The organism is Noviherbaspirillum sp. FW303-A3 (assembly GCF_058788695.1).
In genome coordinates this window covers 204,044-229,306 of record NZ_JBYTAZ010000002.1, presented here as the reverse complement: position 1 = coordinate 229,306, position 25,263 = coordinate 204,044, and the positions used below count along the sequence as shown (strand labels likewise).

General features: G+C 59.2%; 25 protein-coding genes. 14 read left to right on the top strand and 11 right to left on the bottom strand.

Features of this window, described 5'->3' with window-relative positions; genetic code table 11:
• Positions 1-150: 150 nt before the first annotated feature.
• Positions 151-1,686 (bottom strand): T6SS phospholipase effector Tle1-like catalytic domain-containing protein, encoded by a 1,536-nt coding sequence (locus AC3WOY_RS27325; RefSeq protein WP_492429629.1) that lies wholly within the window; start codon positions 1,684-1,686, stop codon positions 151-153.
• A 183-nt stretch (positions 1,687-1,869) separates the two neighbouring features.
• Positions 1,870-2,748, bottom strand: a complete 879-nt coding sequence (locus AC3WOY_RS27320; RefSeq protein ID WP_492429628.1) for a glycosyltransferase family 2 protein — start codon at positions 2,746-2,748, stop codon at positions 1,870-1,872.
• 48 nt (positions 2,749-2,796) lie between these two features.
• Here AC3WOY_RS27320 and AC3WOY_RS27315 point away from each other — a divergent pair, with 48 nt between their 5' ends.
• Positions 2,797-2,979: a hypothetical protein gene (locus AC3WOY_RS27315; RefSeq protein ID WP_492429627.1), complete on the top strand. Its 183-nt coding sequence runs from the start codon at positions 2,797-2,799 to the stop codon at positions 2,977-2,979.
• A 56-nt stretch (positions 2,980-3,035) separates the two neighbouring features.
• On the opposite strand, the gene AC3WOY_RS27310 is transcribed toward AC3WOY_RS27315, so the two are convergent.
• From AC3WOY_RS27310 to AC3WOY_RS27290, 5 genes are all read right to left on the bottom strand, one after another.
• On the bottom strand, positions 3,036-3,245 hold the full coding sequence (locus AC3WOY_RS27310; RefSeq protein WP_492429626.1) for a hypothetical protein: 210 nt from the start codon (positions 3,243-3,245) through the stop codon (positions 3,036-3,038).
• Positions 3,246-3,298: 53 nt separating this feature from the next.
• On the bottom strand, positions 3,299-5,278 hold the full coding sequence (locus AC3WOY_RS27305; RefSeq protein ID WP_492429625.1) for a DNA topoisomerase IV subunit B: 1,980 nt from the start codon (positions 5,276-5,278) through the stop codon (positions 3,299-3,301).
• A gap of 76 nt (positions 5,279-5,354) precedes the next feature.
• Positions 5,355-6,536 (bottom strand): hypothetical protein, encoded by a 1,182-nt coding sequence (locus AC3WOY_RS27300; protein ID WP_492429624.1) that lies wholly within the window; start codon positions 6,534-6,536, stop codon positions 5,355-5,357.
• Positions 6,537-6,538: 2 nt separating this feature from the next.
• Positions 6,539-6,988: a hypothetical protein gene (locus AC3WOY_RS27295; RefSeq protein WP_492429623.1), complete on the bottom strand. Its 450-nt coding sequence runs from the start codon at positions 6,986-6,988 to the stop codon at positions 6,539-6,541.
• Positions 6,989-7,158: 170 nt separating this feature from the next.
• Positions 7,159-7,521 carry a hypothetical protein gene (locus AC3WOY_RS27290; RefSeq protein ID WP_492429622.1) on the bottom strand — a complete coding sequence of 121 codons (363 nt, stop codon included), beginning with the start codon at positions 7,519-7,521 and terminating at the stop codon, positions 7,159-7,161.
• Positions 7,522-7,859: 338 nt separating this feature from the next.
• Here AC3WOY_RS27290 and AC3WOY_RS27285 point away from each other — a divergent pair, with 338 nt between their 5' ends.
• The 6 genes from AC3WOY_RS27285 to AC3WOY_RS27260 are packed head-to-tail and all read left to right on the top strand — an operon-like array spanning position 7,860 to position 12,960.
• Positions 7,860-9,164, top strand: a complete 1,305-nt coding sequence (locus tag AC3WOY_RS27285; RefSeq protein ID WP_492429621.1) for a DUF1173 family protein — start codon at positions 7,860-7,862, stop codon at positions 9,162-9,164.
• Positions 9,165-10,247: a ParB/RepB/Spo0J family partition protein gene (locus tag AC3WOY_RS27280; protein ID WP_492429620.1), complete on the top strand. Its 1,083-nt coding sequence runs from the start codon at positions 9,165-9,167 to the stop codon at positions 10,245-10,247. It abuts the gene before it with no gap.
• A 32-nt stretch (positions 10,248-10,279) separates the two neighbouring features.
• Positions 10,280-11,206, top strand: a complete 927-nt coding sequence (locus AC3WOY_RS27275) for a recombination-associated protein RdgC (protein WP_492429619.1) — start codon at positions 10,280-10,282, stop codon at positions 11,204-11,206.
• A 25-nt stretch (positions 11,207-11,231) separates the two neighbouring features.
• Entirely contained in the window at positions 11,232-11,816 is a 585-nt protein-coding gene (locus AC3WOY_RS27270) for a hypothetical protein (protein ID WP_492429618.1), read from the top strand.
• Positions 11,809-12,360 carry a hypothetical protein gene (locus AC3WOY_RS27265; protein WP_492429617.1) on the top strand — a complete coding sequence of 184 codons (552 nt, stop codon included), beginning with the start codon at positions 11,809-11,811 and terminating at the stop codon, positions 12,358-12,360. The genes AC3WOY_RS27270 and AC3WOY_RS27265 overlap by 8 nt, the downstream gene beginning before the upstream one ends.
• A gap of 24 nt (positions 12,361-12,384) precedes the next feature.
• On the top strand, positions 12,385-12,960 hold the full coding sequence (locus tag AC3WOY_RS27260) for a hypothetical protein (RefSeq protein ID WP_492429616.1): 576 nt from the start codon (positions 12,385-12,387) through the stop codon (positions 12,958-12,960).
• 8 nt (positions 12,961-12,968) lie between these two features.
• Here the strand turns inward: AC3WOY_RS27260 and AC3WOY_RS27255 are convergent, their stop codons facing one another.
• Positions 12,969-13,457 (bottom strand): hypothetical protein, encoded by a 489-nt coding sequence (locus AC3WOY_RS27255; RefSeq protein WP_492429615.1) that lies wholly within the window; start codon positions 13,455-13,457, stop codon positions 12,969-12,971.
• Positions 13,458-13,851: 394 nt separating this feature from the next.
• Between AC3WOY_RS27255 and AC3WOY_RS27250 the strand changes: the two genes are divergently transcribed.
• The 6 genes from AC3WOY_RS27250 (at position 13,852) to AC3WOY_RS27225 (ending at position 20,537) form a co-directional block, all read left to right on the top strand.
• Positions 13,852-14,823: a ParA family protein gene (locus tag AC3WOY_RS27250; RefSeq protein WP_492429614.1), complete on the top strand. Its 972-nt coding sequence runs from the start codon at positions 13,852-13,854 to the stop codon at positions 14,821-14,823.
• A 10-nt stretch (positions 14,824-14,833) separates the two neighbouring features.
• Complete coding sequence (locus AC3WOY_RS27245; protein WP_492429613.1) at positions 14,834-15,871, top strand: ParB/RepB/Spo0J family partition protein; 1,038 nt, start codon at positions 14,834-14,836, stop codon at positions 15,869-15,871.
• A 211-nt stretch (positions 15,872-16,082) separates the two neighbouring features.
• Positions 16,083-17,426, top strand: a complete 1,344-nt coding sequence (locus tag AC3WOY_RS27240; RefSeq protein WP_492429612.1) for a hypothetical protein — start codon at positions 16,083-16,085, stop codon at positions 17,424-17,426.
• A gap of 22 nt (positions 17,427-17,448) precedes the next feature.
• On the top strand, positions 17,449-17,931 hold the full coding sequence (locus tag AC3WOY_RS27235) for a metal-dependent hydrolase (RefSeq protein ID WP_492429611.1): 483 nt from the start codon (positions 17,449-17,451) through the stop codon (positions 17,929-17,931).
• A gap of 73 nt (positions 17,932-18,004) precedes the next feature.
• Entirely contained in the window at positions 18,005-18,592 is a 588-nt protein-coding gene (locus AC3WOY_RS27230) for a hypothetical protein (protein ID WP_492429610.1), read from the top strand.
• On the top strand, positions 18,555-20,537 hold the full coding sequence (locus tag AC3WOY_RS27225; RefSeq protein WP_492429609.1) for a DEAD/DEAH box helicase: 1,983 nt from the start codon (positions 18,555-18,557) through the stop codon (positions 20,535-20,537). The genes AC3WOY_RS27230 and AC3WOY_RS27225 overlap by 38 nt, the downstream gene beginning before the upstream one ends.
• Before the next feature lie 17 nt (positions 20,538-20,554).
• On the opposite strand, the gene AC3WOY_RS27220 is transcribed toward AC3WOY_RS27225, so the two are convergent.
• The gene (locus AC3WOY_RS27220) at positions 20,555-21,067 is read right to left on the bottom strand and encodes a hypothetical protein (RefSeq protein WP_492429608.1); all 513 of its coding nucleotides are present in this window, start codon (positions 21,065-21,067) and stop codon (positions 20,555-20,557) included.
• 70 nt (positions 21,068-21,137) lie between these two features.
• Here AC3WOY_RS27220 and AC3WOY_RS27215 point away from each other — a divergent pair, with 70 nt between their 5' ends.
• Positions 21,138-21,293 carry a hypothetical protein gene (locus tag AC3WOY_RS27215; RefSeq protein ID WP_492429607.1) on the top strand — a complete coding sequence of 52 codons (156 nt, stop codon included), beginning with the start codon at positions 21,138-21,140 and terminating at the stop codon, positions 21,291-21,293.
• Here the strand turns inward: AC3WOY_RS27215 and dinG are convergent.
• Both dinG and AC3WOY_RS27205 read right to left on the bottom strand, forming a co-directional pair.
• Complete coding sequence (gene dinG, locus AC3WOY_RS27210) at positions 21,290-23,428, bottom strand: ATP-dependent DNA helicase DinG (protein WP_492429606.1); 2,139 nt, start codon at positions 23,426-23,428, stop codon at positions 21,290-21,292. The two genes, AC3WOY_RS27215 and dinG, sit on opposite strands and share 4 nt — an antisense overlap.
• A 174-nt stretch (positions 23,429-23,602) precedes the next feature.
• Positions 23,603-25,249: a methyl-accepting chemotaxis protein gene (locus tag AC3WOY_RS27205; protein ID WP_492429605.1), complete on the bottom strand. Its 1,647-nt coding sequence runs from the start codon at positions 25,247-25,249 to the stop codon at positions 23,603-23,605.
• Positions 25,250-25,263: the final 14 nt, after the last annotated feature.

Below are 25,263 nucleotides of genomic sequence, written 5' to 3'. Positions count from 1 at the left end.
GTTGCCGCCGAAATTTCAAGAGGTGACCCAAAAGGGCACGTTACAGCCTTTTGTTAACGCACTGCACCGCGCGAATGGACAAGTGGTGACGCTGGTGGGGGAGGGGCGAGAGAGACCCGGGAGGAAAAATGCAGCGTCTCTCGCGCAGTTTTAGTTCGGGTTACTCGCGCCGTGTGTCCTGTCGATAACCCGAGTGCTCTCGTTGACGAGTTTCTCAAAGGGAACGCCCATCGTCATGAATCGTGAATCGTGGATCGCAAACCGATCGGGATTTGGCAAGTAGCTTTCTTTGAGGTCAAAGTTGGTCCGGGGGTCGCCGACTGGGACGCCTGCAGCGTGCAGGAAATGCAATCCCATTTGCAGCGTTACTGCCGAGATCCCGTCAGTGGTGTAGGTGCCGCCGATATCAGAATGCGCTCCAGGCATCCAGATTTCCCGCACCGTGGGACCGCTCGCCGGCGTCAACGGAAAAAAGGTGCGGTATTCGTTTTCGGCCACCACATGCAGCGTGTGAGTTCCGTACGGGATCTTCATCATCACATCACCCTTATACAGGTCGGTCAAGCCACCCACCGTGTCGATTGAGGCAACAGTGTCGTAAAGAACGCTGGCAACGATGTTCGCGTCACCCGGTGCAATGACGTATCGCTTTGCGGCACCAGCGTTGCGAACACCTTCTGCGATCAGTTTCATGTGTAGGACGCGCGCTGCGGCAGCGCCACGGCTAAAGCCACTCGTGACGAAAACAAATCGCGCCCGGGGATTGGACGCATAGACCCGGTTTATTTCCTTCGAAAGCTGTGCGAAGGCATCATTCACCACGCGGTTGAAGTCGTAAATAGTCACGCCGGGGGCCCCGGATTGCACGAATCGGCGGGCAATATGGGCGTCGTACGGCGCCGTGCCAACGCCGCGGACATAGATTGGGATAATCCGCGGACTACCACCGCCGGCGATGACGACGTGGTTGTACAGAAGCCGACTATTGCTCGGGTACTGCGTGTAAAGCAGGCCGCGTGCTCGTTCGACTTGGTTCATCTTGCCCATGCACTTGTCGACTGGGTACTTCCCCTCACCGTAGGCGTACGCCTTCAGATCGTCGGTGGCTTTAGGCTGTGAGACGAATTGGTCGCCGTGGTTACCGGTACCGTCGGTGACGACGAACACGAGGTACTGGTTACGGTCCGAGGGGTCGTAGACACGGGGGGGAGGAAATCGCTTGACCTCCTCGAGGCCGGCAAGAACACGCTTATGTGCCGCCGAGTCACGGGGGAGATGTTGGCCGGGTGTGCAGTCAGCAGCAAAAGTATCCTTGGGCTGCAGGTGGCTCTGGTCACTGTCGAAGTTCTCAAAAACCAGCCGCTTGTACGAGATCTCCCGGTCCGGGCGGGGCGACCAGCTGCAAGTCCTCGGGTTGACCACTCCGTCCACGTAGGCGCCGGACATGCGGTCGCCGCCCGGATTGACGGTCAAATGCATGGAAGCCCGCTTGCTAAGGTTGCACGCGACGGCGTCCTTCTTATAGATCAGCCTCACTTTTGTGGCAACGGAACGACCGCTTACGTTGCCAACCATTTCGATGTCGCCGGCCCGCCAAACATCAGCCCCCGGGTACTGGTAATCCATCTGCAACTGGGACCAAATCTTGTCGCCGTCATGGTAGATCCGGACGATATAGCCGTCCATTTCGTTTCTCCATAGGCCAGACAAATCAATAGCGTGACTAGCGGCACTTGCGAGAGAGAGCGCGGCGGCAGCGAACAGGCGGAAAGATAGAATCATGGGCGCAAGTAATGTAAAGGTCGATTGGAATATACCCTAAACGATATAGCGGCAGCGAGGTTCAGCGGCTTGTGCGCTAGCCGTGGCTTAAACGGGTTGCAGAAGGTGCGTGAACAGTTGTCGTCCGAAGGTGACCCATGCGCGGGAAGGCGGATGACGTTCGAAAAGCTGCGCGCAGTTCACGGGCGTGAGGCGCGGCAGGCCGGAAGTTGTCACAGTCCGGATTTCGCTTGTCGAGTCGTTGAGGCGTCCGAGCGGTCCGAGCGCGAATGCGTTCTGGAGATAGTCCCACTCTGCACAACAGCCAAGCGCCGGATCGAACCGAAGCGCGCCCACGTGGTCGCGCCGAAGAACGACCTCGTCAACATGCACGTAGTCATGCAGTTGCAGGGTGAGCGGGGAGAAGGGGCGCTGACCGGATGATGGTTGGCTGCTGGCAGAAGATCCGGGATTGTTGGGCGTGTCCATTCTGCGGTCAGAGTCAGCGAAAACGCCGATCACCGTCCGGTTCCTCGTGCCGCTCACGGCGCATGCCAGGTGCATCGGTTTGAATAACGTGTGTTCGCTCAAAGAACAGATCAGGTGCCCGCGCGCGAGCTCGATCCCTTGATTGCGCGCTTCCGCGATCGTTGAAGCCGGGCTGCCGTCAACAAGGTGGATCCTCCGGTCGTTCGAGCTAAGGCGCAAAGGCCTGCCGCTGATGTTCACGACGATGGCCTCCCAGTTGCGGTACCGTTGCGCCAAGACGCTGGAAACCGCCGGCTCGACCCATCGTTGGTCGGCGCCGACGGGGACCACCACGCTGACCAGCGGCGTCGCGGGCAACATGGGCAGCTTCGCCTTCAATTGCACGGGCGGCTGGAAGACTTGGCTGGCGCGCACGAATAGATCCCACAGATCCTCCAGGCCCTGTCCTGTTTCCATCACAAGGGGCGTTGCCGCCGCGAAGAAGCGGTTAGCCGACAACTCGTCGCCTATATGAAGTGCCGACCGGATGCCGCGCAGGTATAGATCATGTCGGCTGGGGGCGAGTTCGGTTGCGCGCTTGCAGGCAGCGACAGCAACCGCGTGACAGCGAGCCAGTTCGGCAATAGCGCTTTCGACTATGTGGCCGACGGCCCGGTCAGGGTGAAGGGTGGCAAACCGCTGGGCGCACTCAAGCGCCTTGATCGGCTTACCCGCCGCAAGGAGGTCTAGTGCCCGAGCCAGCTCGGGATGCCGCTGCAGGGCTTGATCATCCGATACGTGAAGCATCAATACTCATCGTAGAGCAGGCCAGGGTGGAGCACCTGCTGGGAAGGCGAAATTTCCTCATTGGCGATCGACGCGCTTACGACCATCGAGAAACGGAAGAACCGATTGTCTTCCGTGACGTACCAATCATGGATAGGAATGCCATCAACGACCGCGACCACAGGCCCCATGTCCCTGATCCGTCGAGATGCATTCACCACAGCGTTCATTTGTTTTCTCCTGCGGCGGCCTGGCATCCGCGCCCGCCCTCCGTCTTTCCACGCTAGAGGTCCGCGGCAATGTCCGCGCCGCGGCGCTCCATCCATTGGCGGCGCTCGCCGGCGTTCTTCTTGTGCATCAGCAGATCGAACGTCGCCATCGTGTATTCAGTATGCCCAGCCGGAATCGCCATTTTCAATAAACGGCGGGTATCGGGGTTCAGTGCGGATTCCCACAGTTGCTCGGCACTCATTTCGCCCAAGCCCTTGAAGCGCGAAATGCTCCACTTACCCTTGAAACCTTCGCGCTCGAGGCGATGAAGGATGGCTTGCTGCTCCGCTTCGTCCAGCGCGTATTCTTTGCGGGCAGGCCGCTTGCCCAAAGCAGGAATGTCGATACGGAAGAGCGGCGGCCGCGCAACGTAGACGTGCCCGCGAGCGATAAGGTACGAGAAGTGCCTCAAGAACAGTGTCAGCAACAAAGTCTGGATATGGGAGCCGTCCACATCTGCGTCCGACAGCACGATGATTTTTCCGTAACGCAGTCCGGACAGGTCGACCTCCTCGCCAAAGGCGTGCGGCTCAACCCCGATCGAGTCAGCGATATCGGCAATCTCGTTGTTGCCGCGGATCAGATCACGATGAACTTCCCATGAGTTGAGTGCCTTGCCCCTTAAGGGAAGCACTGCCTGAAACTCCTTGTCGCGGCCACCTTTGCAGGAGCCGCCTGCAGAATCGCCTTCCACGATGAACAGTTCGTTGCGCTCGACGTCATCGGAAGCACAGTCGGTCAACTTGCCCGGCAGGACAGCCACGCCACTGCTCTTGCGCTTTTCCACTTTCTGTTCCTTGCGCAGCCGCGATGCAGCCTGGCGCAGGGCGAGGTCCGCGATCGTCTTGCCGATTTCGACGTTGTCGCTCATCCAGAGTTCGAGCTGGTCGCGCACCATGGAACTCACAAGCCGCACGGCATTCGTGCTGTTCAGCTTTTCCTTCGTTTGGCCCTGAAAGCGTGCTTCCAAAACGCGCGCGGCGAGCACGAACGACATACGTCCAAACACGTCGTCAGCGACGATCTTCACGCCGCGCTGGCCGAGGTTGTGGTGGTCGATGAAGTTCCGGACAGCGGTAAACACGCCGTCGCGCAGTCCTGATTCGTGTGTGCCGCCAGCCGGGGTCGGGATGTTATTGACATAGGACTCCCGCACGACGGCGCTCTCGCTCCAGCCGAGTGCCCACACGGCTCCTTCGCCCTCTTCGGCGGCATCGCTGTTCGCCGGCGCGTAGCGTTCGCCCGCAAAAAGCGGTACCAGCGCCGGGTTCTCGCCAAGCAGTTCCTGCAGATAGCCCTTGACACCGTCGGCGTAGGACCATGACCGGACATCCTCCGCGCCGTCCGCGCGCTCGATCGTCAATGTCACCGTTACACCGGGCATCAGGACGGCCTTGGAGCGCAGCAGGCGCTCGATGATGCCGACGTTGACTTTCGGGGAATCGAAGAACTTCGGATCCGGCCAGATTCGCAGGCTGGTGCCCGTCTCCTTGGGCGGACACTTGCCCAACGTCTTGAGCGGCTCCTTGACAACACCGTCGCCGAAAGAGATTCGATGAACCGCTCCCTCGCGGCGAACCTCGACGTCCAGTCGTGTGGAGAGGGCGTTGGTGACGGAAACGCCGACGCCGTGCAAACCGCCGGAGAATCGGTACGCGCTGTCGCCATCGCGTTTTGCGAACTTGCCTCCGGAATGTAAAACTGTGAACACAACCTCTACGGTCGGTTTTTTCTTGACCGGATGGATCGCCACCGGGATTCCCCGGCCGTCGTCCGTGACCGTCACCGATCCGTCCGTGTGCAGGCGAACCGAGATCGTTTTGGCATGTCCGCCAAGGCACTCGTCGGCCGCGTTGTCGATCGCTTCCTGAATTATGTGGCTGGGGCAGCTGGTGCGGGTGTACATGTCCGGCACGTGACGGACCGGATCAAGCCCTTCCAGAACCTGGATCTGATTGGCGTCGTAGTTTTTTACAGCGGCTTCGGTTGCCATGCATTCCTCATATGGATGAAAACGGTATCGCGGGCACTATAGCAATGGCGATGCGCGATTTCGAATTCCGGCACGATCAGTGGAGTGTATGAATCGCGCCGTCCTGGTCGATGGACACGCTGGGTAGCTCAGACTGCCCAATCTTGACGGACATACGCACGCCCTCGCGCGACTCGTCGCGGATTCCGTGGAACACGATCGACTGCTGGCCGATGTCCATCTCAACGCGCTCGAGCGTCATGCCGGTACCGTTGGGTAGGGTGAGCCGCATTGGGGAGTTTGAGGTGGAGGCGTCCGCCGCCATAGACAACATCTGCCGTGCCCACGACCTCGTGGAGTTCTGAGCCTTAACAGGGGCAAGGATGCTTGACTCGTTTACGCCAAGTAGTGCCGCGGCCTGTTCGATCTGTCCGTGCAGGTCGCGTATCTGCTCCCGGAGCGACATGACCAGTTCACGGTAATTCGAATCGGAGTGATGCGTGGGTACGGCCGCGAGGAGGTCCTGGAGCGCGGCCGATACTTCAACCGGCAAGGAAGCGTGAAAGCCGCTTTCCTCGTCAACCAGCGATAGGCGAACGCCGAACACGGGTTGGCCGGACTTATTGCCGACGTACACCTCGGTGGACTCGACCGTGTCAAGCATGTGGACGATGCGCGCATGCGTGGCCCGCTCATCTGCAAGGCCCCGCCGGTCGTGAGATACAGCGAAATACCCGTCGAAAATGGGATGGAGCGACGTCGTCGCGTCCTCGCCGCCATGGTCGCCAACGATGTCGGCTCCCTCCTTGTAGATGGCGCTGTACTGGGGCATGTCCGACAAAAGATCGTCGATTGCCTTGAGGTGGAAGCGTTGAATCGCGCTCGACAGTTCCTGGCCACAGATCTTGATGTACTGATTGATCGCATTGGCAACCGCTACCGGCGGTGCTGTCAGCCCCGCCCAGTCGTCGGGGTTGCCGCCGACGGCCTTGATCTCGCGCTCGATCTTCGCCCGCAGGGCTTGGGAATCCTCGCGTTGCTCAGCGACGATCAGCGCTAGCGCCCACGCCGCCCGGTGCAGGAAGTAGACCGCGGCCGAGTACGGCAATACACGCGTCACAAGGAGTTCTTGCGTGAGCACGATGAACTGTTCGATGGCAGGAACGTCGCCGGTGGCCACGACCGGTACGCGCGCGGCGTGCTCGGGGTGTTTGATGGACTCCGCGAGGTACCGGTGAAGGACCACGCCGAAATCAAGATTGGCTTGAAGGGTGAACATGATTATCTGGCCGAGACCGCCGCTGATGTGGCGCAGTGGTCGCCGACATAGTGAAATACCAACTGCCCTTCGAACGTGACAACCGTCTCAATCGGGGTGCAGTAATCGGTCTTGAGGCCGTCGAATGCGCGACGCGCTGCGACCGTATATCCCTGATAGCGCTGAATCGCCGCGCCGGATCGCACGGCCGAAGAGCGGACGGAGTCGACGATGTATTGCGCCTGCTGGTCAGTTGGCATTGCCGGGGGCACATCGGCCGATTTTCTGACCTGGGCGCCGCAGACAAAGGCATTATCGATTTGGCGACGGTTGGGATAGATCACGCCGACCGAGATGCAGCCGTTGTGCATGCCGGTGTGAACGACCCGGGCTGCCTCGCCATCAATGAGCGTGTCGGTAAAGCCTCCCGACTTCGCCGCAGAGCGGACTGCGTATTCCTCGTCGGCGGACATCGTCACGAAGCCGGCCGCAGCCGCGGGAAGGGGAGCGAAAAGGGCACCCAAAAGGGCAAAAGTTACTAACGAACAAGGTGAACAACCCTGTGGATAAGTCTGCCTCGCCGGGGATGAACCCAATGAATTCAACGGTCTCATTATTTTGACGCTTTTTTAAGCAAAGTGGGTCAACGTTTCCAATGTTTTAACCTGTACGCCATTTCGATCGGATCCTCCGGCGGGGTAAATTCCTCCCAAGCGCTCACACTTGGTTCCGGAGGCGGGACGTAATCCCTTGTCTCCAGATGGATGCCGGCTGCAGGGATATCCAGATATACGATGCGCATTCCTGGATCGATCTCCCTCCATTCATCGCAGAACGCAAGGAATTCCGGCATGTATTCCTGCATCGCTGCGCGGACCTGCTCGCGTTTGGTGCTCCCTCGTGCAGGTTCGGCGATTGCCACTTCAGTTTCGGGTCGCTCCAGCGGCGAGGACTCGTCCGGTCCGCCTTGCAGCGGTGGTGTCAATAACTCCGGGACTGCAGCCATGTTTGGCTCCGGGCAGGGCGTTCGTTAGTCATAGCATTTCGTCGAGCCAAGTCCAAATACTCATCTCTACTACGCTTCTGCTGGCAAACTCGCAGCATATATAACACCAGGCCCGGAGCAGTGCGGCGCGCAAACAAGGCGACTTCACCCGTCATCACACGATCGGCCCGAACACGTATGCAGCGCCACTTACCGCCTTCGAAATGCAGTATCGGAGCGAGGATATAGAAGAAGTGTGACGAGAAGGGAACCGTAAAACGACCGAAAAGGGAACTTTAGAAGGTTTCCTGTATTAGCTGCTTATACGCGTTCTGAAAGCCCCCAAAAAAAGTGGCCTTTTGAAGCTGAGAAAAAATTCGCAGCGTGCGACGATTGTTGCGCTGATTTATGCAGCACAAACAAAGGGGGGCGACGATATGCGGTGGATTGCGATTGGCGGCCGTAAGTATTCGATGGAATGGCTGGAGGAGAATTTTCAGCAGGGCCAGGAGATATTGCGCGCAGCGCATGAGGCAGGTGTAAAGCCGCGCTGCCTGTGCCAGCGCGACGGCGTCCCGCTCTATGTGGGACGGCAAAGCCGGTTCTATATCGCCAAGATGCCCGAGTCCGGCCACCTTCATGCCCCCGCATGCCCATCGTACGAAGCGCCGCCGCAGCTTTCGGGGAAGCGGTGCTACACCGATAAGGCGCTCACAGAGGCTGACGGCGTAACACGGCTTCGTCCGGCTTTCACTCTGTCCGGCCGATACATCGTCGAAGGACCGAAGGGTGACGCACCGGCGGCGCCCGATGCGCGCAAGGTACACCGGGTCGGCCTAAAGGGACTGCTGCACCTTCTCTGGGAGGAGGCAAGGATCAACACCTGGCATCCGGCCATGGAGGGAAAGCGAAACTGGGGCGTAATTCGCCACCATCTTCTCCAGGCCGCCGAGAAGATTGAGGTATCTGGTGAACCCGTATCCGGCTCGCTGTTCATTCCAGAGACGTTCAGGAAAGACGGCCGGGAAGATCAGCTGAGCCAGCAAAAGACTGTGTTTGCACAGTACCAGGGGCAGGATGACAAGCGGTACTTTTTACTGGTCGGGCAGGTAAAAGCAATCGCGCAGTCGAAGTTCGACGAGCGGCTGACTGTTTCGCATATGCCGGAGACCCCCCTGTGGATGCCCAAGGAGGTAGGCGAGAAGAAGAAGTTCTTCCAGCACGAACTCTCGGTGCTCGACAGCGCCGGTGACGAGCGGTTGATCTGTGCGGCCGTGGTCGACGTCACGCAAAAGGGCTCGCTGGCAGTGCGCGACATCGCCTTTATGGCGGTCACCAAGGACTGGATTCCGTACTTCACGTCGTACGACCGAAAGGTTGCCGCCGACCTGTCCGTCCAAAAGCGCAGCTACACGAAGCCGCTCCGATACGAGGCCGCCGAAGAGCACCCCTTGCCCGCGTTCATTCTGCTCGACACCGGCGCTAACCCGACGCACCTCGAGATCATTACTGCATTCAGGAGCAAGCGCTCCCAACAAACCAAGATGGCCAGCATTGCAGAGCGCCAGATAGCAGGCACCCCAGTATGGGTGTGGGACATCGCAAGAACCGGCACCGGCAATCTGCCGGCGCTACCCGAAAAGCAAATGGAAAAGGAGCAATAAGTGAACGACGTAACCGCAACCAATGGACCGGAGGTCACGACGGTACCCGAAATGCAGCCCATTCCATCGCAAATGATGGACCTGGACTTGATTGAGCCCGACCCGGATCAGCCCCGCCGCACGGCCGCCGACCCGGAAACGCTGGAAGAACTCAAAGCGTCGATCAAAAACGTGCGGATCATTCAGCCCATCTCCGTGCGCAAGCATCCGACAAAGCCGGGCAAGTACATGATCCTGGTTGGGGAACGCCGCTGGTGTGCCGCAATGGCGCTCGGGATCAAGGCCATGCCTGTGTTGATCAGGGAAAGCCTCACCGAAATCGAGATTCTGGAGATCCAGATCGCGGAAAACATGCCGGGCTACCGCATGGGGCTGAAGCCGCACGAGAAAGCGGAGTGCGTGGCCAAGCTGAAGAAGCTGCTCAATCTGGACCAGGAGGGGCTGGCCAAGCATCTTGGCAAGTCGCAGGCATGGGTTGCGCAAACCCTCGCTATCAGCCAGTTGTCGCCGGAGATCGTGAAGTTCAAGGAGGAAAACCCGACCCTGGCCTCCGACACCACAACTGTCTTGACGTTGGACAAGCTCCAGAAGGTTGATCCGGCAGCGGCGGAACGCTTGATCGAGAAGGCAAAGACCGAGCAGAAGTTACCGCGCGGCGAGGCAACACAGGAGTTGAAGAAGGCAAAGGCAATCAAAAAGGGCACGCCGCCGCCGGCGCAGCCGAAAGAGCGCCGTGAACTCGACGCAATCGTGGGCAAGGAAGAGGGTAGTGATCACGACTTACCCTTCGAGTCGCATCCCGGCACTGCACCGCAGGAGGATCCGACGCCAACCGCGGCGGCCGTCACCGAATACAACAACTTGGTGCAAGCCCTGCCCGGCGCCGGCATGTCCTTCCCCGCCGAACCTGCCGCAGTCCCCATCAAGAAGGAGCGCGTCAATCGCCGCAAGGTGAAAAAGGTCGCCACGTTGCTTGGTGTGAACGAGGACATCGACCTGACCGAATTGCTGGAACGGCTGATGGACGAGGTAATGACCCTCAAAGGGGTGGCAGCCACTGAGCTGGAAGAAGTTGCAGCGTAACGCGCATTCAATCAAACATCGGAGCAAATAACATGACGGGATGGTTCAAGAACTTGCAGGTCTACACCCTGCAGAAAAGCTGGCGCATCACGCGGGAGAAACTGGACGAGATGCTGCGATCGCAGGCTTTCGTGCCAGCGGGCACAGTCGACATGAAGTCGACGGGCTGGGTCTCTCCCCGCGAGAACGACCAGCTGGTGCACGCCGTCAATGGCCAATTTCTGTTGACCCTGCGCACCGAGCAGAAGCTACTGCCCTCGACGGTCATCAACCAGGTCACCAAGGCACGCGCGGTCGAACTGGAAGAGCAGCAGGGTTTCAAGCCCGGGCGCAAGCAGATGAAGGAATTGAAGGAGCAGGTCACTGACGAATTGCTTCCGCGCGCCTTCAGCATCGAGCGCAGCACCCGCGTCTGGATCGATACCGTCAACGGTTGGCTCGTGGTCGACGCCGCCAGTCCGGCGAAGGCCGACGAAGTATTCAAGCTCTTGCTCAAGTCGCTCGAATCATTGCCCTTTACCTCTCTGCGCACGGAACGGTCACCGCTCTCATGCATGACCGATTGGCTGGCCGCGGATGAAGCGCCGACGGGCTTTACGGTCGATCAGGACACGGAATTGCGCTCCAGCGGCGAGGGCAAAGCCACTGTGCGGTACGTGCGCCATACGCTTGAGCCGGACGACGTCAAGCGGCACATTGCATCCGGCAAACAGTGCACCCGACTCGCCATGACCTGGGCCGACCGCGTGTCGTTCGTTCTGACGGAATCTTTGGCGATCAAGCGACTTGCGCCGCTGGACGTCCTGAAAGAGAACGGACAGACCGGTTCGCAGAACGAGGATGAGCGCTTCGACACGGATTTCGTCTTGATGACCGGTGAGGTTGCAAAGATGCTCGCTGACCTGGTCGCCGCGTTGGGCGGATTCGAGGCTGCGAAGGAAGAACAGAAGGCGGCATGAGGCAACGGTCGATGAAGGGCGACGCATGATAGAGAACTCGCTACAAGCCAGGAAGCAAAAGGAGCAACTCAGGAGCCTTCGCGACGCATTCTTCGGCGACATTATCGAGGCGATCGATTTGCGCCCGACAGACGTTGACCGCCTTGCCGGCCATGACAAATACTGGGTGGCGAGTTCGGCAACCAATCTGATTAAGGACCCTGCACTTGGGGCCTTAAATATCAGCGTGGAGACGGTGTTTCATCAGAAGCAGGTGCAATACAACTACGCGATCAACCAGGTCGGCACCATCCTTCGCATCGGGCTATTGCTGGAGGGCGACGCGCAGTTTGCCCCCTTGGTCGAGGGCACATTCGAAATCCACAAGCTCTGGCCGGGCATTGAGCCGGCCCGCCTGTCGCGGGAAGGGCAGATTCTGTATGAATGGACCTTCGATGTGCCCACGCTTTACGACTCGTGGTTGATGCAGGAGCGATTCATTCTTGGCATGCGTCACTTTCACTTCCGTGTCCTGCGGATCCTCCATGACGGGCTTGCCTCCGCGGATGGCAATCTCGACTTTGGGGAACCACCAATTTCTTTTACCTTAGGAGGAAAACAACATGCGTAATTTTCAGCGAGGCGGAGAACCGCGACCGCAACATAATGATGTAACACTACTCGCCGCCGTTGCGGCCGAGCTTTCGCATCAGCTTGCAAAGGCTCCCGATGAGCGTGCGGAGGCAGAAAAGGCCATTGCTGCAACCCTGGTGAATGCGTTTCCCAACCTCGACGCGTACGCACTAGCCCGACAGCTTGAGGAGGAGCACGGGTGGGGCTGCGACACCAACACGGTCTACGCGCTTGACGGGGCCGCTTCGATGCTAGCCGTCCAGGCGGCAAAGCAAATTGCGGCGTGGGTGACGCGGCACCAAATCGCGCCTCAAAAAGCGATCGGTGACGCCGTGTCAGTTCAAGCGTATGTCGGTAGAAAGCTCGTCGATGTCGACGGTGAGATTTGCGATATCGACGCTAAACACGCGAATTACATGGTGTACGTCCCTGCGTTGGGACACGTGCGCGAGGGGTTCGGTGTGCGCTCCCTGATCGTTCCCTATGAACACATTCACGATCTGGTTGCGGCTCCAGAGGCATTCCCCCTGTCACCCGGTTAGGCATTCATTCCGATGGAGATGTACATGACCCAATTACATGCACCGGCCCCAGCCGAGCAGGCGAGCGAGCCGGTGGCCCTTTCTTCTCACCGCATGACGGCCGACTCGCGCGGCTACTTCGACATGCTCCGTGCAGCAGGACTGGCAACGGTAGAGCGTAACCATACAAAGAATGACACGTTTCTCGACATATCGATCGAGGGGAGACGGTTCAAGGGCGTCGTACTGCCGAGCGGTCCGGCATTGCATGAACATGGACAGCACGCAATGTGCCCGCTCGGTGCGACCGCAATCAAGCGGTTGGAAAAGGATGGTGCGATCACCTGGTGGGTCGCGGCCGGCACTGGCTTGCCTGTTTATGACATCAGCAACATGACGGACTCCGGGCGGCGTGCGCTGGCCGTCGAGTTCGGACTGCCGATCGAGCCGGAGGGCAGTCATCTGCTACTGGACCTGGATCAGGTGTTCTATTCGTCGCAGGCGCTGGAGGCGCTGCGCTCCTGGGGGGCACAGCATCCGGTAACCATCACGAATTTCCGGGGAAATGCCGTGCTGGGCGACTGGCCGTCATACGTCGCCCCGGCGAAGCGTTGCGCCTAGCAGGATGGTCAGGCGCGGTGCCGCGTCACGCAGTAGAACGGATGACGGCAGTCGGGCTCCTGTGATTCGTCGGTCGCAGCCTTCAGAGCTGCGGCCAGTGTTTCCGGCGGTTCGCTGTCCCACGCGTTGCGCTCGAAGCAGTGCAGGACCTTGATCTTTGCGAATGTCTTCTCCGCGCCGTGCACGTCCGCACCCACGAACGATGTCACCCTGCCGACCCACATCGAGTAGTCACCCATGTAGTAGGACGCCTGTATGACGAAATCACCCGCGGCAATCGGTAGTAGGGCGTGCTTGTCATTCGGTACATAGTGCGCGAGGACGTTGAGGGCACGCTTCATTTCGCCATTGGGCCCGGCAATCACCGTTGCCTCTCCGCGGTTGACATCGTGCGCTCCCCCTCGTTCCCATGCAGCGAGGCCGCCCACGAAGGAATGCTCAACGGGGACCACGCGCTCATCTGGCGCCAAGGGGATGATGGGAGATGTCTGAGACATGGACTTGCAAAGAGGAGTATCCAAAGTCGCATTATCCAACAAATTGAACGGACGGCGAAGTGTTGGACGCTGCGCGCAAATACACCGAAAAACGTAGAAATAGCGGGTGTTCGTCATAGGCAGCTAAACATTACAACGCGCCAAAACATTTTTGCTTCAAAAACACCAAAAATGTTTGACAACGGGTAAATGCGCTGGCAAAGTCTCACCAACACGAATGGAAGTTCTCAAAAAACAGAGAACTTCGGCAAGAGGTGAAAGGCCGTTCGATGAATAGCGGTCGCGCACGCCTCACATAACGAAAGGGATGGACATGGATTTCAAGCCGCGCAAACTCGAGTTCCGCGCAAAGACTGCTGCCCGACTTCTCGGCAATGGCCTTTTGCCATCAGAAATGAAAAAATTTGTCGAACGTCCCAAGGGCGGCGACACCTACCAGTACAAATACACCGGCAACGACCTGCGTGAAATTCGCGCCAAGCTGGGCGACGATCTGGCCGAGCGCGTGCGGCTCAAGGGCATGCCTCCCGTCCTCGTTAGCCGACTGTCCAAGGGCGGGGTTGGCAAGACGACCATCGCGGCCAACCTGGCCGCGGCGTACGCGGCTGCGGGCTTCAAGGTGTGCGCTATTGATGGCGACCCGCAGGCATCGCTGTCGACTATTTTCGGCATTGACGACGAAGACCCGAACCTCAAGACGCTGCGCGACGCGATGAAGGAAGAGGACCCGCTGTCGCTCGACGACGTCAAGGTGTCGATCTACGAAGACGCGACGCTGCATTTGATTCCCGCCGATCTGACAATGAACCGCTTGGAAACCGCGTTTCGGTCGGAGCGTTCGCCGGAGGGCGTGTTTACGCGCTTCATGAAAAAGAACGAAGCGTTCTTCAAGCAGTACGACATCATCCTGATCGACACCAATCCGGGCAGCACGATGCTCAACTTCAACTTCATGCTTGCCGCGTCGCTGGTGGTGGGCGTGGTATCCATGGACGGGATGAGCATCAAGGCGATCAAAGCGCTGATCGCCGACATGGACGACATCCGGGAATACAACAATCGTGTGTTGCCGTTCATGCTGGTGCCGAACATGTATTCGCGCGCCATGAAGCACTCCGACGACAACTTCAACAAGCTGAAGCTGGAACTCAAGGATCACACCTACCCGACGGCCATCCCCACCTACGCCGGGTTCGGCAGGCAGGTGCGCCTGCGCGAGGACGGCGTGCCCGATGCTGCTCCGCTGTTCGAATCGGAAATGACATCCGTCGCCTCAGAGGCAATTATCGATTTGGGGCTGAACATTCTGAATATGTTCGACAGCAAGGCACAGGGCGAGCCTGTCGCTGAAATGAAGGCAGCATAAGGGAGCGCGCATGTTTAGCACATCGAAGAAAACGTCCGGCATCCTGGGATTGGCCGGTAATCCTGACAAGCCGTTCGGCGCCAGCACGCGTAATGCAATCCGCGAGAATGCCGAAGCGAACGATGAGGTAACACTGTTTCAGCCGTACAAGGATGATCGAAAGAAGGAAGACGAGGCGTATTCGCCGAAATTCGCAGCTCTTCTGAGCAGCGGCTATGAACTCGGGTCCGTGGTCGAGATCGAGATCGATCGGCTCGACGACAATCCGGTCAACTCGCGCTACTCCTATCCAGCGTCGCTCATTGACGAGCGTGCGGCGGAAATCAAGGAACAGGGGCAGTTGCAGGCAATCGACGTCGTCCTGAATCCCGACGCACCTGGCCGGTTCATCATCGCCGAGGGCCATTGCCGCAAACGGGCGATGCAAAAGCTTGGCCGCACGACAATCAAGGCCGTCATCCATGACATTCGGGATAAGGGCGAGCTCTACCTTTTTGCCTACCGCAGCAATACGAGCCGGGACAACCAATACGATATTGACGATGGTCTGGCATGGGAAAACCTTCTGGCGACGGGAGTGTACGCATCTCAGCAGGATCTGGCGGCAGCGATCGGTATCGACGATTCGTCTATCAGCCGAACTATCAACGCGTACAAGGACGTGCCGGAAGCCTTGATGGCGCTCTACAAGGAGCATCCGGACCGGTTCACGATGAACTTCGCGTCCGAGTTCAACCTGATCTGCAGTGGTGCTGGCCTGGAGAAAGCGTTGGAAGTGGCCGGGCAGCACATTGCCGAGCGCATCACGTACCGCGACCTGCAGGCGCTGCGCAAGCAGTTGCTTGCCAAACCGGCTAAGCGTCGTGAGCCGACCCCGAATACGTCCTATGAGATCAAATCCGGCGACATTACGGCGGCGACGGTAACCGTCCGTAAGAACGGCAGCTTCGCCGTCGAAAGCGCTTCCAAAGGCATTCCACAGGAAAAGCTGGAAAGCCTGCGACGGGGAATTGAAGAGCTTGTGCAGAAAGTGATGGCGCAAGCGTGACAGCAGCGACCCGTGCGTCCCCACACGGCCTGCTGAACCGGGCAGGTGTGGCGATGGAGAAAACTCCCCCCATAAAAACTGGCGGGGAGTTTTTTTTCGTCTGTACGCATGTACCGGAAAAAATATAGCGGCCAACCCTCATGCGCGATATTGATTCTGCCGAAGGCGTTGATAGAATCACCTGTATATATAAACAGTAAGGAGCGTACCCATGAAACCGGGCGCCGCCAACTCTCTTTCCCTCCGGGATGTCGTGCAGTCGCTCGAGCGCGCGGGCATCGCGGTTACAGACCCGACGTTACTTGCAGAGGCGAGGGAAAGCTTTCCTGAGTTCCGCAACTGGGTCACGACGTTGATGACACCGGGGAGTGCCGGGTATGCCGAGGCAGTGGTATATGCCCGCTCTGCATTGGAAATGACATGCGTCGACCGGATGGGCTTTTCCCTCAAGACGGACGCACTGCTGCGTGAAGCGCGCCGGTACGATCCGGATTTCGCGGGGTGGATCGCTGTCCTGACCGATCCCGCCAGTCCTCGTTATTGCGCAGCGCAAGACTACGTCAAGACCATCCTCGGTACCATCTCCGGGCCAACGCGCCGAACGCTTGCCGACAAGCTCGACGTCAATCCGGCGATCCCGGTCCTGATTGCGATTGCTAAGCAGGAAGGCGACACGTTCCGGCTCTATGTGGACGCTATTGCGAGCGGCAAGCCAGAGGCCAAGGAAGTCATCGGGTGGGTACGCCAGGTCATCGACGAAACGGAGCAGAGCATCCCCATGGTCGACACGTCGGCCAACCCGGTCGCCGGCGGGGGACAGGGCGAGCCGCCGCTGATCAGCCGGCAGGGGGCTTCTCAGACCGGTGGTGCCCCGCCTGCAACGCAGCGAACACTGGCTCTTCCACCTGACCCGCCGGTATCCTCCGGACCCCTGGAGCGTGGGATCGCGGGGGATGATACAGCGGCGGGTGGACTGCCTCCTGCGCGAGACGAACGTGCAGAGTCCATGCCACAGGTCGCTGAACGGGACTATGAAGTGGGTAGCGCCAACACTGAGTATGGCCGCTGCTACCACGTCTACAACCTGGGGAACGCGGCACTGATGATCCGCGAAGACAAGACGCGTAGCAGGAACGAACCGACGATCACCGTGGAAATGGCGAAAAGCCTTTCGCGAGAGCAGCGCACCTTCAATTGGCGGGACAAGATCATCGTGCAGCTCACCGTGAAGGAAATGATGCACGTCCTGGCCCTGTTGACCGGGGAGATAAACTCGTTCCGATTTGTCGGGCACGGATCGGGCCGTGACAAGGGTGTTGAGGCGCGTGCGCAAGGCGACAGCTTCTTCATCACCGTGTTCAATCGCGAAGGCGGTAAAGGGGTGAAAGTGCTGGCAACGGACACCTACCCGATGATCGACATTATCTTGGGTCAACTTCAGAAGAACTATCCGAACATGACGGTTGACCTGTTGCTTGCGCAAATGAAAAATGTCGTCGGGCCAATGATGCGTGCGGAAGCTGACAAGCGCCCGCCGGCGCGACGCGCGGCATGACATACAAACGGGAAGGAATCTGATGAAGGCGGTATCGCACATGCTGGTAGGGACGACGCTGTACATCGGGTACGTGTCTCTGACCGGACGGCCGGTCAGCATCACCGAACTGGTCGCCGCAACAGTCGCGTCTCTCCTTCCAGACATCGATCACCCAAAGTCTGCCTTCGGTCGGGTCGTGCCCTTTATCTCGATGCCGCTTGCTGCGTTATTCGGCCATCGCGGGATTACCCATTCGCTATTGGCCGCAGCAGCGGTCGGTCTCGTTGGCGTCACGTATGGCGACGAGTCGGCGCTTGCGACGGCAATCGTGATCGGTTACCTATCCCACCTGTTGGCTGACGGGCTATCGAACTCGGGGGTCCCGTTGATGTGGCCAAGCAAGCGCAAGTTTGCGCTTCCACTGGTGAAGACGGGCGGATTCCTTGAATACCTGCTCATGGTGTCTCTGGGCATCGTGCTCGTGCAATACGTGTTGAGGAACGTCCGGTCGCTGGCGTGGTGAGGCGGTGCCGCAAAGTTGAATCTGCGGCGAAAGCCGGTACGATCAATTCATCAGTGAATTAGAACAATCATGGATGAATGGCGGCATGAGCAATCAGACGGAAGAACAGGGCGTATTAACGCACCAGCTCTACCAGCGACTCAAGGACGCGCAGCGGCGCTTTGGAGCGGTACGGCTTGAAATCGGCACCATCCTCCAGGCCTTCAAGGACAACAAGCTGTGGGAAGGGATCGGGGAGAATTTCGGCCAATTCCTTGAACAGGAAAAGGTGAACTCAAGCTTCGCGTATCAGACGATGCTCATCGCGCGCAAATTCCTGTTCGAGCTGAAGGTGACGCCGGCGGAATTCGAAAAGCTGTCACTGGTGAACATGCGGACGCTGTACAAGGCGGCCAAGGTAATCACGCCCGAGAACCGTGACGACGTCATCGATATCGTCACCCTGCTGCATGAGCGCGATGCGGTCGATGCCCTGGCGGAAATGGAAGGGCGTCTCCCTGTACCGGAACGAGTGGACGCACGGGTAGGACGTATTGTTCGGGAATTCCGTTCGCTCCCCGATGATCTGCAGATCGATTTTCTGAACTCATTACGACTGGAAGGGGCAGTAAGACCCAAACACAATGGCGGCACGCAAAAAGGCACCCAAGCTCACTCCTGAGGAGCGCCTGCAACGGCACCTGAAGGGACTCGGATTCGCGTCTCCGGCAGAGTTCGCCCTGTACCCGCCGCACCGCTACAACGATTACACCAAACCCATTCTCAACCTCGAAGACGCGCTCAAACGCGGTCGGGCCATGCTGCGCGTGTGCCTGGAGAGCAAACGCTTTGATTATTTGGCGAGACCGGTCCGAGCATTCATCAAGGTGACGGACCATTTCGGCAACCTCGCCTCGATGGCGGTGTTTGGCAACGTCTTTCCGTTTCAGGATATCGAGCCCGGCACGTGGATTCACGTGAGCGGCAAGGTGTCGATCTACAAGGGATACGACCTTTCCATTGACGGCGCAGAACTGATCCCTGCCGACCACGTCGGCCATCTGATTCCGGTCTATCGAGCGCGTCGCGGCGTCATTGCTGGCGACGCGGTGGCGAAGTACATCGTGGACGGATGGACGTCATACCGCGACACGGCGGTCCAGCTGATCTGTGACAAGGTTGGGATGAACGAGGCAGAGATCGTGCGCCAGGCCGGGCTCATGGAACATAGTGTGGGGTCCGTACGCGATCTCCTGCAGCAGTTGCATTTCCCTGATTCGGCCAAACAGGCAGAAAGCGCGTACCTTGCGGCACGGCGGCTTGGTGCCTATCACGTGCTCAGCCGTAGCCGGAAGCTGGCCGATCGCGCCCCTGACCCGGCCTCGGCCATCGGCATCCCGTGGTCAATGGTGGCCGACCTGGTCGCGCGCTTGCCCTTCGCCTTAACGCGCGACCAGAAGCTGGCAATCCGGGATGTGGTCACGGACCTCAACGCGGATCTTCCTATGGACAGGATTGTCCTCGGGGATGTCGGTTCGGGTAAGACCGCCGTCAACCTTGTCACGGCTGTTGCCACGCAAATGTGCGGGCGTCGCGTTGCGGTACTTCTGCCGAACCAACTGCTCGTAGACCAAATCTTCAGCGAACTAAAGGCATGGTTTCCTGAGGCGCCCGCCTACAAGATCGTTTCTGGAAAGAAGCCGGACGTCGAGCTGAAAGCGAACCCCCTTCTGATCGGGACGACGGCCCTGTTGTCGTTCATCAAGAAACATCACAAGGACTGGGGGACACCGGACCTGCTGATTTGTGACGAGCAGCAGAAGATGTCGCGGGAGCAGCGGGAGGCGCTGCGCCATGACGCCACGAATCTTTTGGAAACGACGGCAACGTGCATTCCGCGGACTTCCGCACTGGTGATGTACGGCGCAAAGGACGCATCGATCATTGCTGAAATGCCGGTGAAGAAAGACATCAAGACGCTCGTTGTGGAACCCGGCGAGCGCAAGCGCATGTTCGCAACGGTGAAAAAGGTCGTCGCCGGCGGCGGCCAGGTTGCAGTCATCTATCACCGGGTGGAAGGCGCAGGCGACGACGAAGATTCCAGGAAGTCGATCGCCGCCGCTACAGCAATGTGGGAAAAGCACTTCCCCGGCCGCGTTGGTGTCATCCACGGGAAGATGAAAACCGAAGAGCAGCAAGCGGTCATTGCATCCATGCTGGCACACGCGATCGACATCGTCGTTTCAAGCACGGTGCTCGAGACAGGGCTTACCTTGCCGTCTCTCAAGGCGCTGGTCGTCATGCATGCAGAACGGCACGGGCTCTCGGCGTTGCACCAACTCCGGGGACGGGTAGCCAGAAAGGGCGGGGAGGGATACTTCCTGCTGTACCTCCCTGATCAGGTCAGCGATGAGTCGCGGGCACGCCTGCAGCTCCTGGTCGACCACAACGACGGATTTACCCTTGCCCAGCGGGACATGGAAATGCGCGGGTTCGGCGATCTCTCCGAGGAGTCAAACGACCAGGCCGGTATCAGTAAGACATTGTTCGTCGGCATCGAATTGATGCCCAAGGATCTTGAGCAGTTCTTGCCCGCCGTGCAGCCCGCGCGCGCTGCTGCGGCATAGTCATTCCCTGTAGACCCTCACCGGAGCAAGCTGCTCGCCATTTCAGGAATCCAGAACCAAGCGGCAACGCCGGCTACAGCAGCCAGAGGCCACGAACGGACAGCCAGGCGCCAGTCCGCCGACGATGGCCAGCAGCAAAGAATCTGTGGGGCAAGGACAAGCCAGATCATCAGGTCGACCGCCGAGGGGGTCCAGCCGTGGCGCACCTGCAGCCATGCGACATAGCCAATGGCAGGGACGGCAAGCAGGGGGGCAAGGGCGGCAAAGGCGGCGTTGTACCAGCGCAGATTGGCAAACCCCACCGATCCCATGACGTAACCCGCGCCGTCCCGCCGGGGAAACAGGCTCAAGGTTCGCGGCTTGGCCCCCAGTAGGGCGCCTACCGCCAGGTGCAAAAGCTCGTGGATCAGCGTGCCGGAATATACCGCAAGCGAAAACAGGTACATCCGATGGGAAAGGCGGGCGAGCAAGGCGGCAATCAATGCTGCCGGGAGTAGGTAAAGCAGTGTATGCCAGTAAGCCGTGGTCATGGATGGGTCAAGGTATGGGGACGCCGTTTCGGGTATGCTGCAGCGTAACGGTATTCTAACGGGAGGCGGTATGGGTCTGTTCTCACGGTTGTTCAACAGGGGGTCGTCGAAGAAGAAGGACGACAAGGTGCACGATCATTCCAAAGGGCGTACCTTCGCGCCCTACCCGAAAAGGAAAGATCCGAACGCCAAGCGCAACAACAAGTTCGGCCCGAAAAAAGACTAGCGCCGGTAAGGACGACCGAATACGGTGGTGGCAAACGGCGGCAGCGCTGCCAGCATCTGCTTGCCGTAGCTCGTTGTGCCCATCCGCTTGTCGAGGATGGTGACCGTCCCTTCGTCGGTCTCCGTCCTGAGAAGTCGGCCTACGCCCTGGATCAGCTTGACGGACGCCTCGGGCACGGTCAATTCATTGAACGGACGCTTGCCGTTCTTCTCCAGCCACTCCGCCGTCGCCTCTTCGACCGGGCTGTCAGGCGGCGCGAACGGGATCTTTGCAATGATCACGTGCATGCAGTACCGGCCGGGCAAATCGACACCTTCACTGAAGCTGGCCAAGCCAAAGATGACACTGGCCACCTTCTTGTCGATTTGCGCTTTGTGGCTGCGGATGATCTCCTGCTTCGACCGCTCGTCCTGCACCAGCAGATGCTTGGAGATCGCCACGGGCATGCGCAAGGCGACGTCCATCATCTGCTTTCTGCTGGCGAAGAGAACGAGGGTGCCGAAGCCGTTTCGCACGTCGATCATGGAAGGCAGCTTGCGAATGATTTCTTCTGTGTGAGCGGTAGCGTCCTTCGGGTCCGTATCCATATCCGGGACGATCAACGCGCCCTTCGTCGGATAGTCAAATGGCGAGGACAGCTGCAGGTACTTCGTTTCCGGAAAGAGCTGCAGGCCAGTCTTGGATCGAAGCAGATCGAAACGCCCGAGAGCAGTCAGGGTGGCAGAGGTCAGCACGATGGCGCCGAACTCGCTCCAGATCAGCTCCGACAGCATCTTCGCCGCACTGACGGGCGATGCGTTAATGAGGAAGTCACTGCGCTTGTTTGCGGTGATGCGGCTGACCCAGCGCGCCATCGGCGGCTCGCCGTCGGCCAACGGGCGGAGCATCATCGCCCATACTGCCTCGATGCCCTGCAGCTTAGCCAATAAAGTGGCAGATTCAGTCAGGAGCTTCTCCTTGTCCGCCAGCGTACCCGCTTCCTTGTGGTATTCCGTCACCGAATCGATGGCCGGCGCCAGGACCTGCTCGATGGAACCGGAGACGTCCGCGATGTTCTGGCCGATTGCAGCGACTTCCTCAGGTAGCACGCCATGCGGGAAGCGCCAGGTGATATTGTCGCCGGCATACCGGCCGGACTTTTCCGCAGAGGCGGCGAGTGAAGGAGCGCTTTCCAGCAAGCGGTCAAGGTCGAGGAAATAACGGTCCAGCTGCTCGGCTGCGTCCGTAATGTTCGGGATAGCGGCGAGTGGGCAGGCCGACGAAAGCTGCGAGACCGTTGAGGCAAGGTGGCCGATCCATTTGCGCGACGCTTTGACCGGATGGTTCGCGGCGAACTGGTCGATCGCCTTGGGCGCGACGTGGTGGGCCTCGTCGAAGACGATGATGCATTCGCGTGGCTCGGGAAAGATGCCGCCGGTGGGGGATTGCAAGGTCGACAGGACGAGGTCGTGATTGACGACCAGGATGTCAGCATCCTTCGCGGCCATCCTCGCGGTGAAGAAGGGGCAAGACTTGAAGTTGCTGCAGGCGCGGTTTCGGCAGCCGTGCGCGTCGTTGGTCACCTTGAACCAAAGCTTGTCCGGAACCGCGTCGCGCAGCGAATCGCGGTCACCATCCCACTCACTCTTTTCAAGTCGCTTGGAGAGGTCGAACAGGAGGTCAATATCCTCCTTACGCGGCGGCTCGTCCCATACCGCCTCGCCGTCAGCAAGCAATGACCCTTGTGCGTACCGGCCGGAGAGGAGATCAAGCCGGTTTTTACAAGCGTACCGTGAGCGCCCTTTAACGAGGGCGTATTGCAGGTTGCCACCTTGGAGCTTGACGATTGATGGAATGTCCTTGAAAAGGATCTGCTCCTGCAGCGCCACTGTGGCGCTTGAAACGATAACCTTCTTGCCATACCGCTTGGCTAGGGCGACCGCCGGAATCAGGTAAGCGGCAGTTTTGCCGATGCCTGTGCCGGCCTCGATGACGACAATTGGGCGTGCATCAGGCTCATTGCAGCGGCCAATGGTATTGGCAACGGCAGCGATCATTTCCCGCTGCGACCGACGCGAGCGGAATCCCGGCACTGCCTCCATCATTTTCTTCAACAGTGCTTGGACTTCGGACTTGTCTTGATCGTTGAGGGGCATGGCGTCGCTTTTTCAGGGATTGCCCCATTGTGGCACCCTCTGGTGCTGGTTTCCATTTCTGGGGTGGGGCGCGATTATTAGCTGCTAATTGCCATCGCCTGGCTCGGCGCTGTTCCCGTCGTGCTCTAGTAGCACTTCAGAAACAAGCCCCGGCCTTCCCCAACTCGTTTACCCTCAAGCGAGCCTTTTTATGCCGCTCACGCTCACGTGAAAGGTGGGTTCCGCCGCGTGCAGTGGAATGACCTTGGCGGATGGAGCTGTACCGGAGGCAAGGCGGAAGGCATTGACAACCTCGGCCAGCGAGGCGGCCTGCTCCTTCAACGCCTCCGACGCCGATGCGGTCTCTTCAACGAGCGCAGCGTTCTGCTGTGTGACCCGGTCCATCTGGTTGATCGCAAGGTTCACCTGTTCGATGCCGGAACTTTGTTCCTGCGTCGCGGTGGTGATTTCGGTCATGATAGAAGTGACTTGTTCCACGCTGGCAACAACTTCTTCCATCGTGGCACCGGCCTGACTCACAAGCGCATTGCCTGCTTCCACCTTCTCGACCGAATCGTCGATCAGCGCTTTGATCTCGCGGGCGGCTGAGGCGCTTCGTTGTGCCAGGCTGCGGACTTCAGCGGCAACCACCGCAAAGCCCTTGCCCTGCTCACCAGCACGCGCGGCTTCAACGGCGGCATTCAACGCAAGGATGTTGGTTTGGAATGCGATGCCGTCAATCACCGCAATGATGTCCACAATCTTGCGCGCCGAGGAGTGGATTGATTCCATCGTGAGCACTACCTGATTGACCACCTCGCCGCCGCGCTGGGCGACTTGAGACGCCGACTCCGCCAAAGCGTTCGCCTCGTGCGCGTGGCTGGCATTCTGCTTGACGGTAGAGGTCAACTCCTCCATGGACGACGCCGTCTCTTCAAGGGAACTGGCTTCCTCTTCGGTGCGCGAAGATAGGTCCATCGTGCCCGCGGCGATCTGCGCCGATGCGGTGGCAATTGTTTCCGTTCCGTGGCGCACGTGCTCGACAATGTTCGCCAGCTTGTCGCGCATATCCTTCATCGCGTGTAGGAGGCTGGTGGTGTCACCCGGCGCAACCTGGACATCGACGCTAAGGTCGCCATCTGCAATGCTATTGGCGATGTCAGCTGCATACATTGGTTCGCCACCGAGCTGGCCGACGATGCTGCGTGTCAGCCCCCATGCGCAGAGGATCCCGACCAGTAGCGAGAATGCGGCAAGGCCAATCAGGATCTTGCGGCCGGATTGAAATGTCGCTTCGATATCTGCCGCCGTGGCGTCGATGGTCTGGCGCTGGTTATCAAGGAGTTCGCGCACCAAGTCCTGATAAGCATTCGCTGCGGGCATGAACGCGCTCTCGAGCAGGCGATTGGCCTCATCGACCCGCCCCTCCGCCTTGTGCTTGACGATCGCGTCGCGCGCAGCAATATAGGCCTTGCGCTTCTCGCCGATGGCGCTAAAAATCTGCCGTTCCTTGTCAGTCGCGAGCAGTTCTTCCACCTTTTTCTGCATATCGGAGGCAAAACGTGTGGTTGCGGCGGCGTCTTCGGCGAAGAACGCACCCAACGAGGGGTCGCTGCTCTTGGCGATTGCCGCGGTCCGGCGTACGGCGGTATGGATAACGCGATACCAGTCCGCGATATATCGTTCCTTGGCAAGCGGTTCTTGCATCATGGTGCGGGTATCGGAAGCAACTTCCGACAGCCGCCAAATTGCCGCGCCCGTAGCGAGGAAGGATAGGAGCAGGACCACAGCCATGCCGATAGCCAGGCGCGTTCCTACGCGGAGTCGTGCAAAGGTATTCATCTTGAGCCCAATTT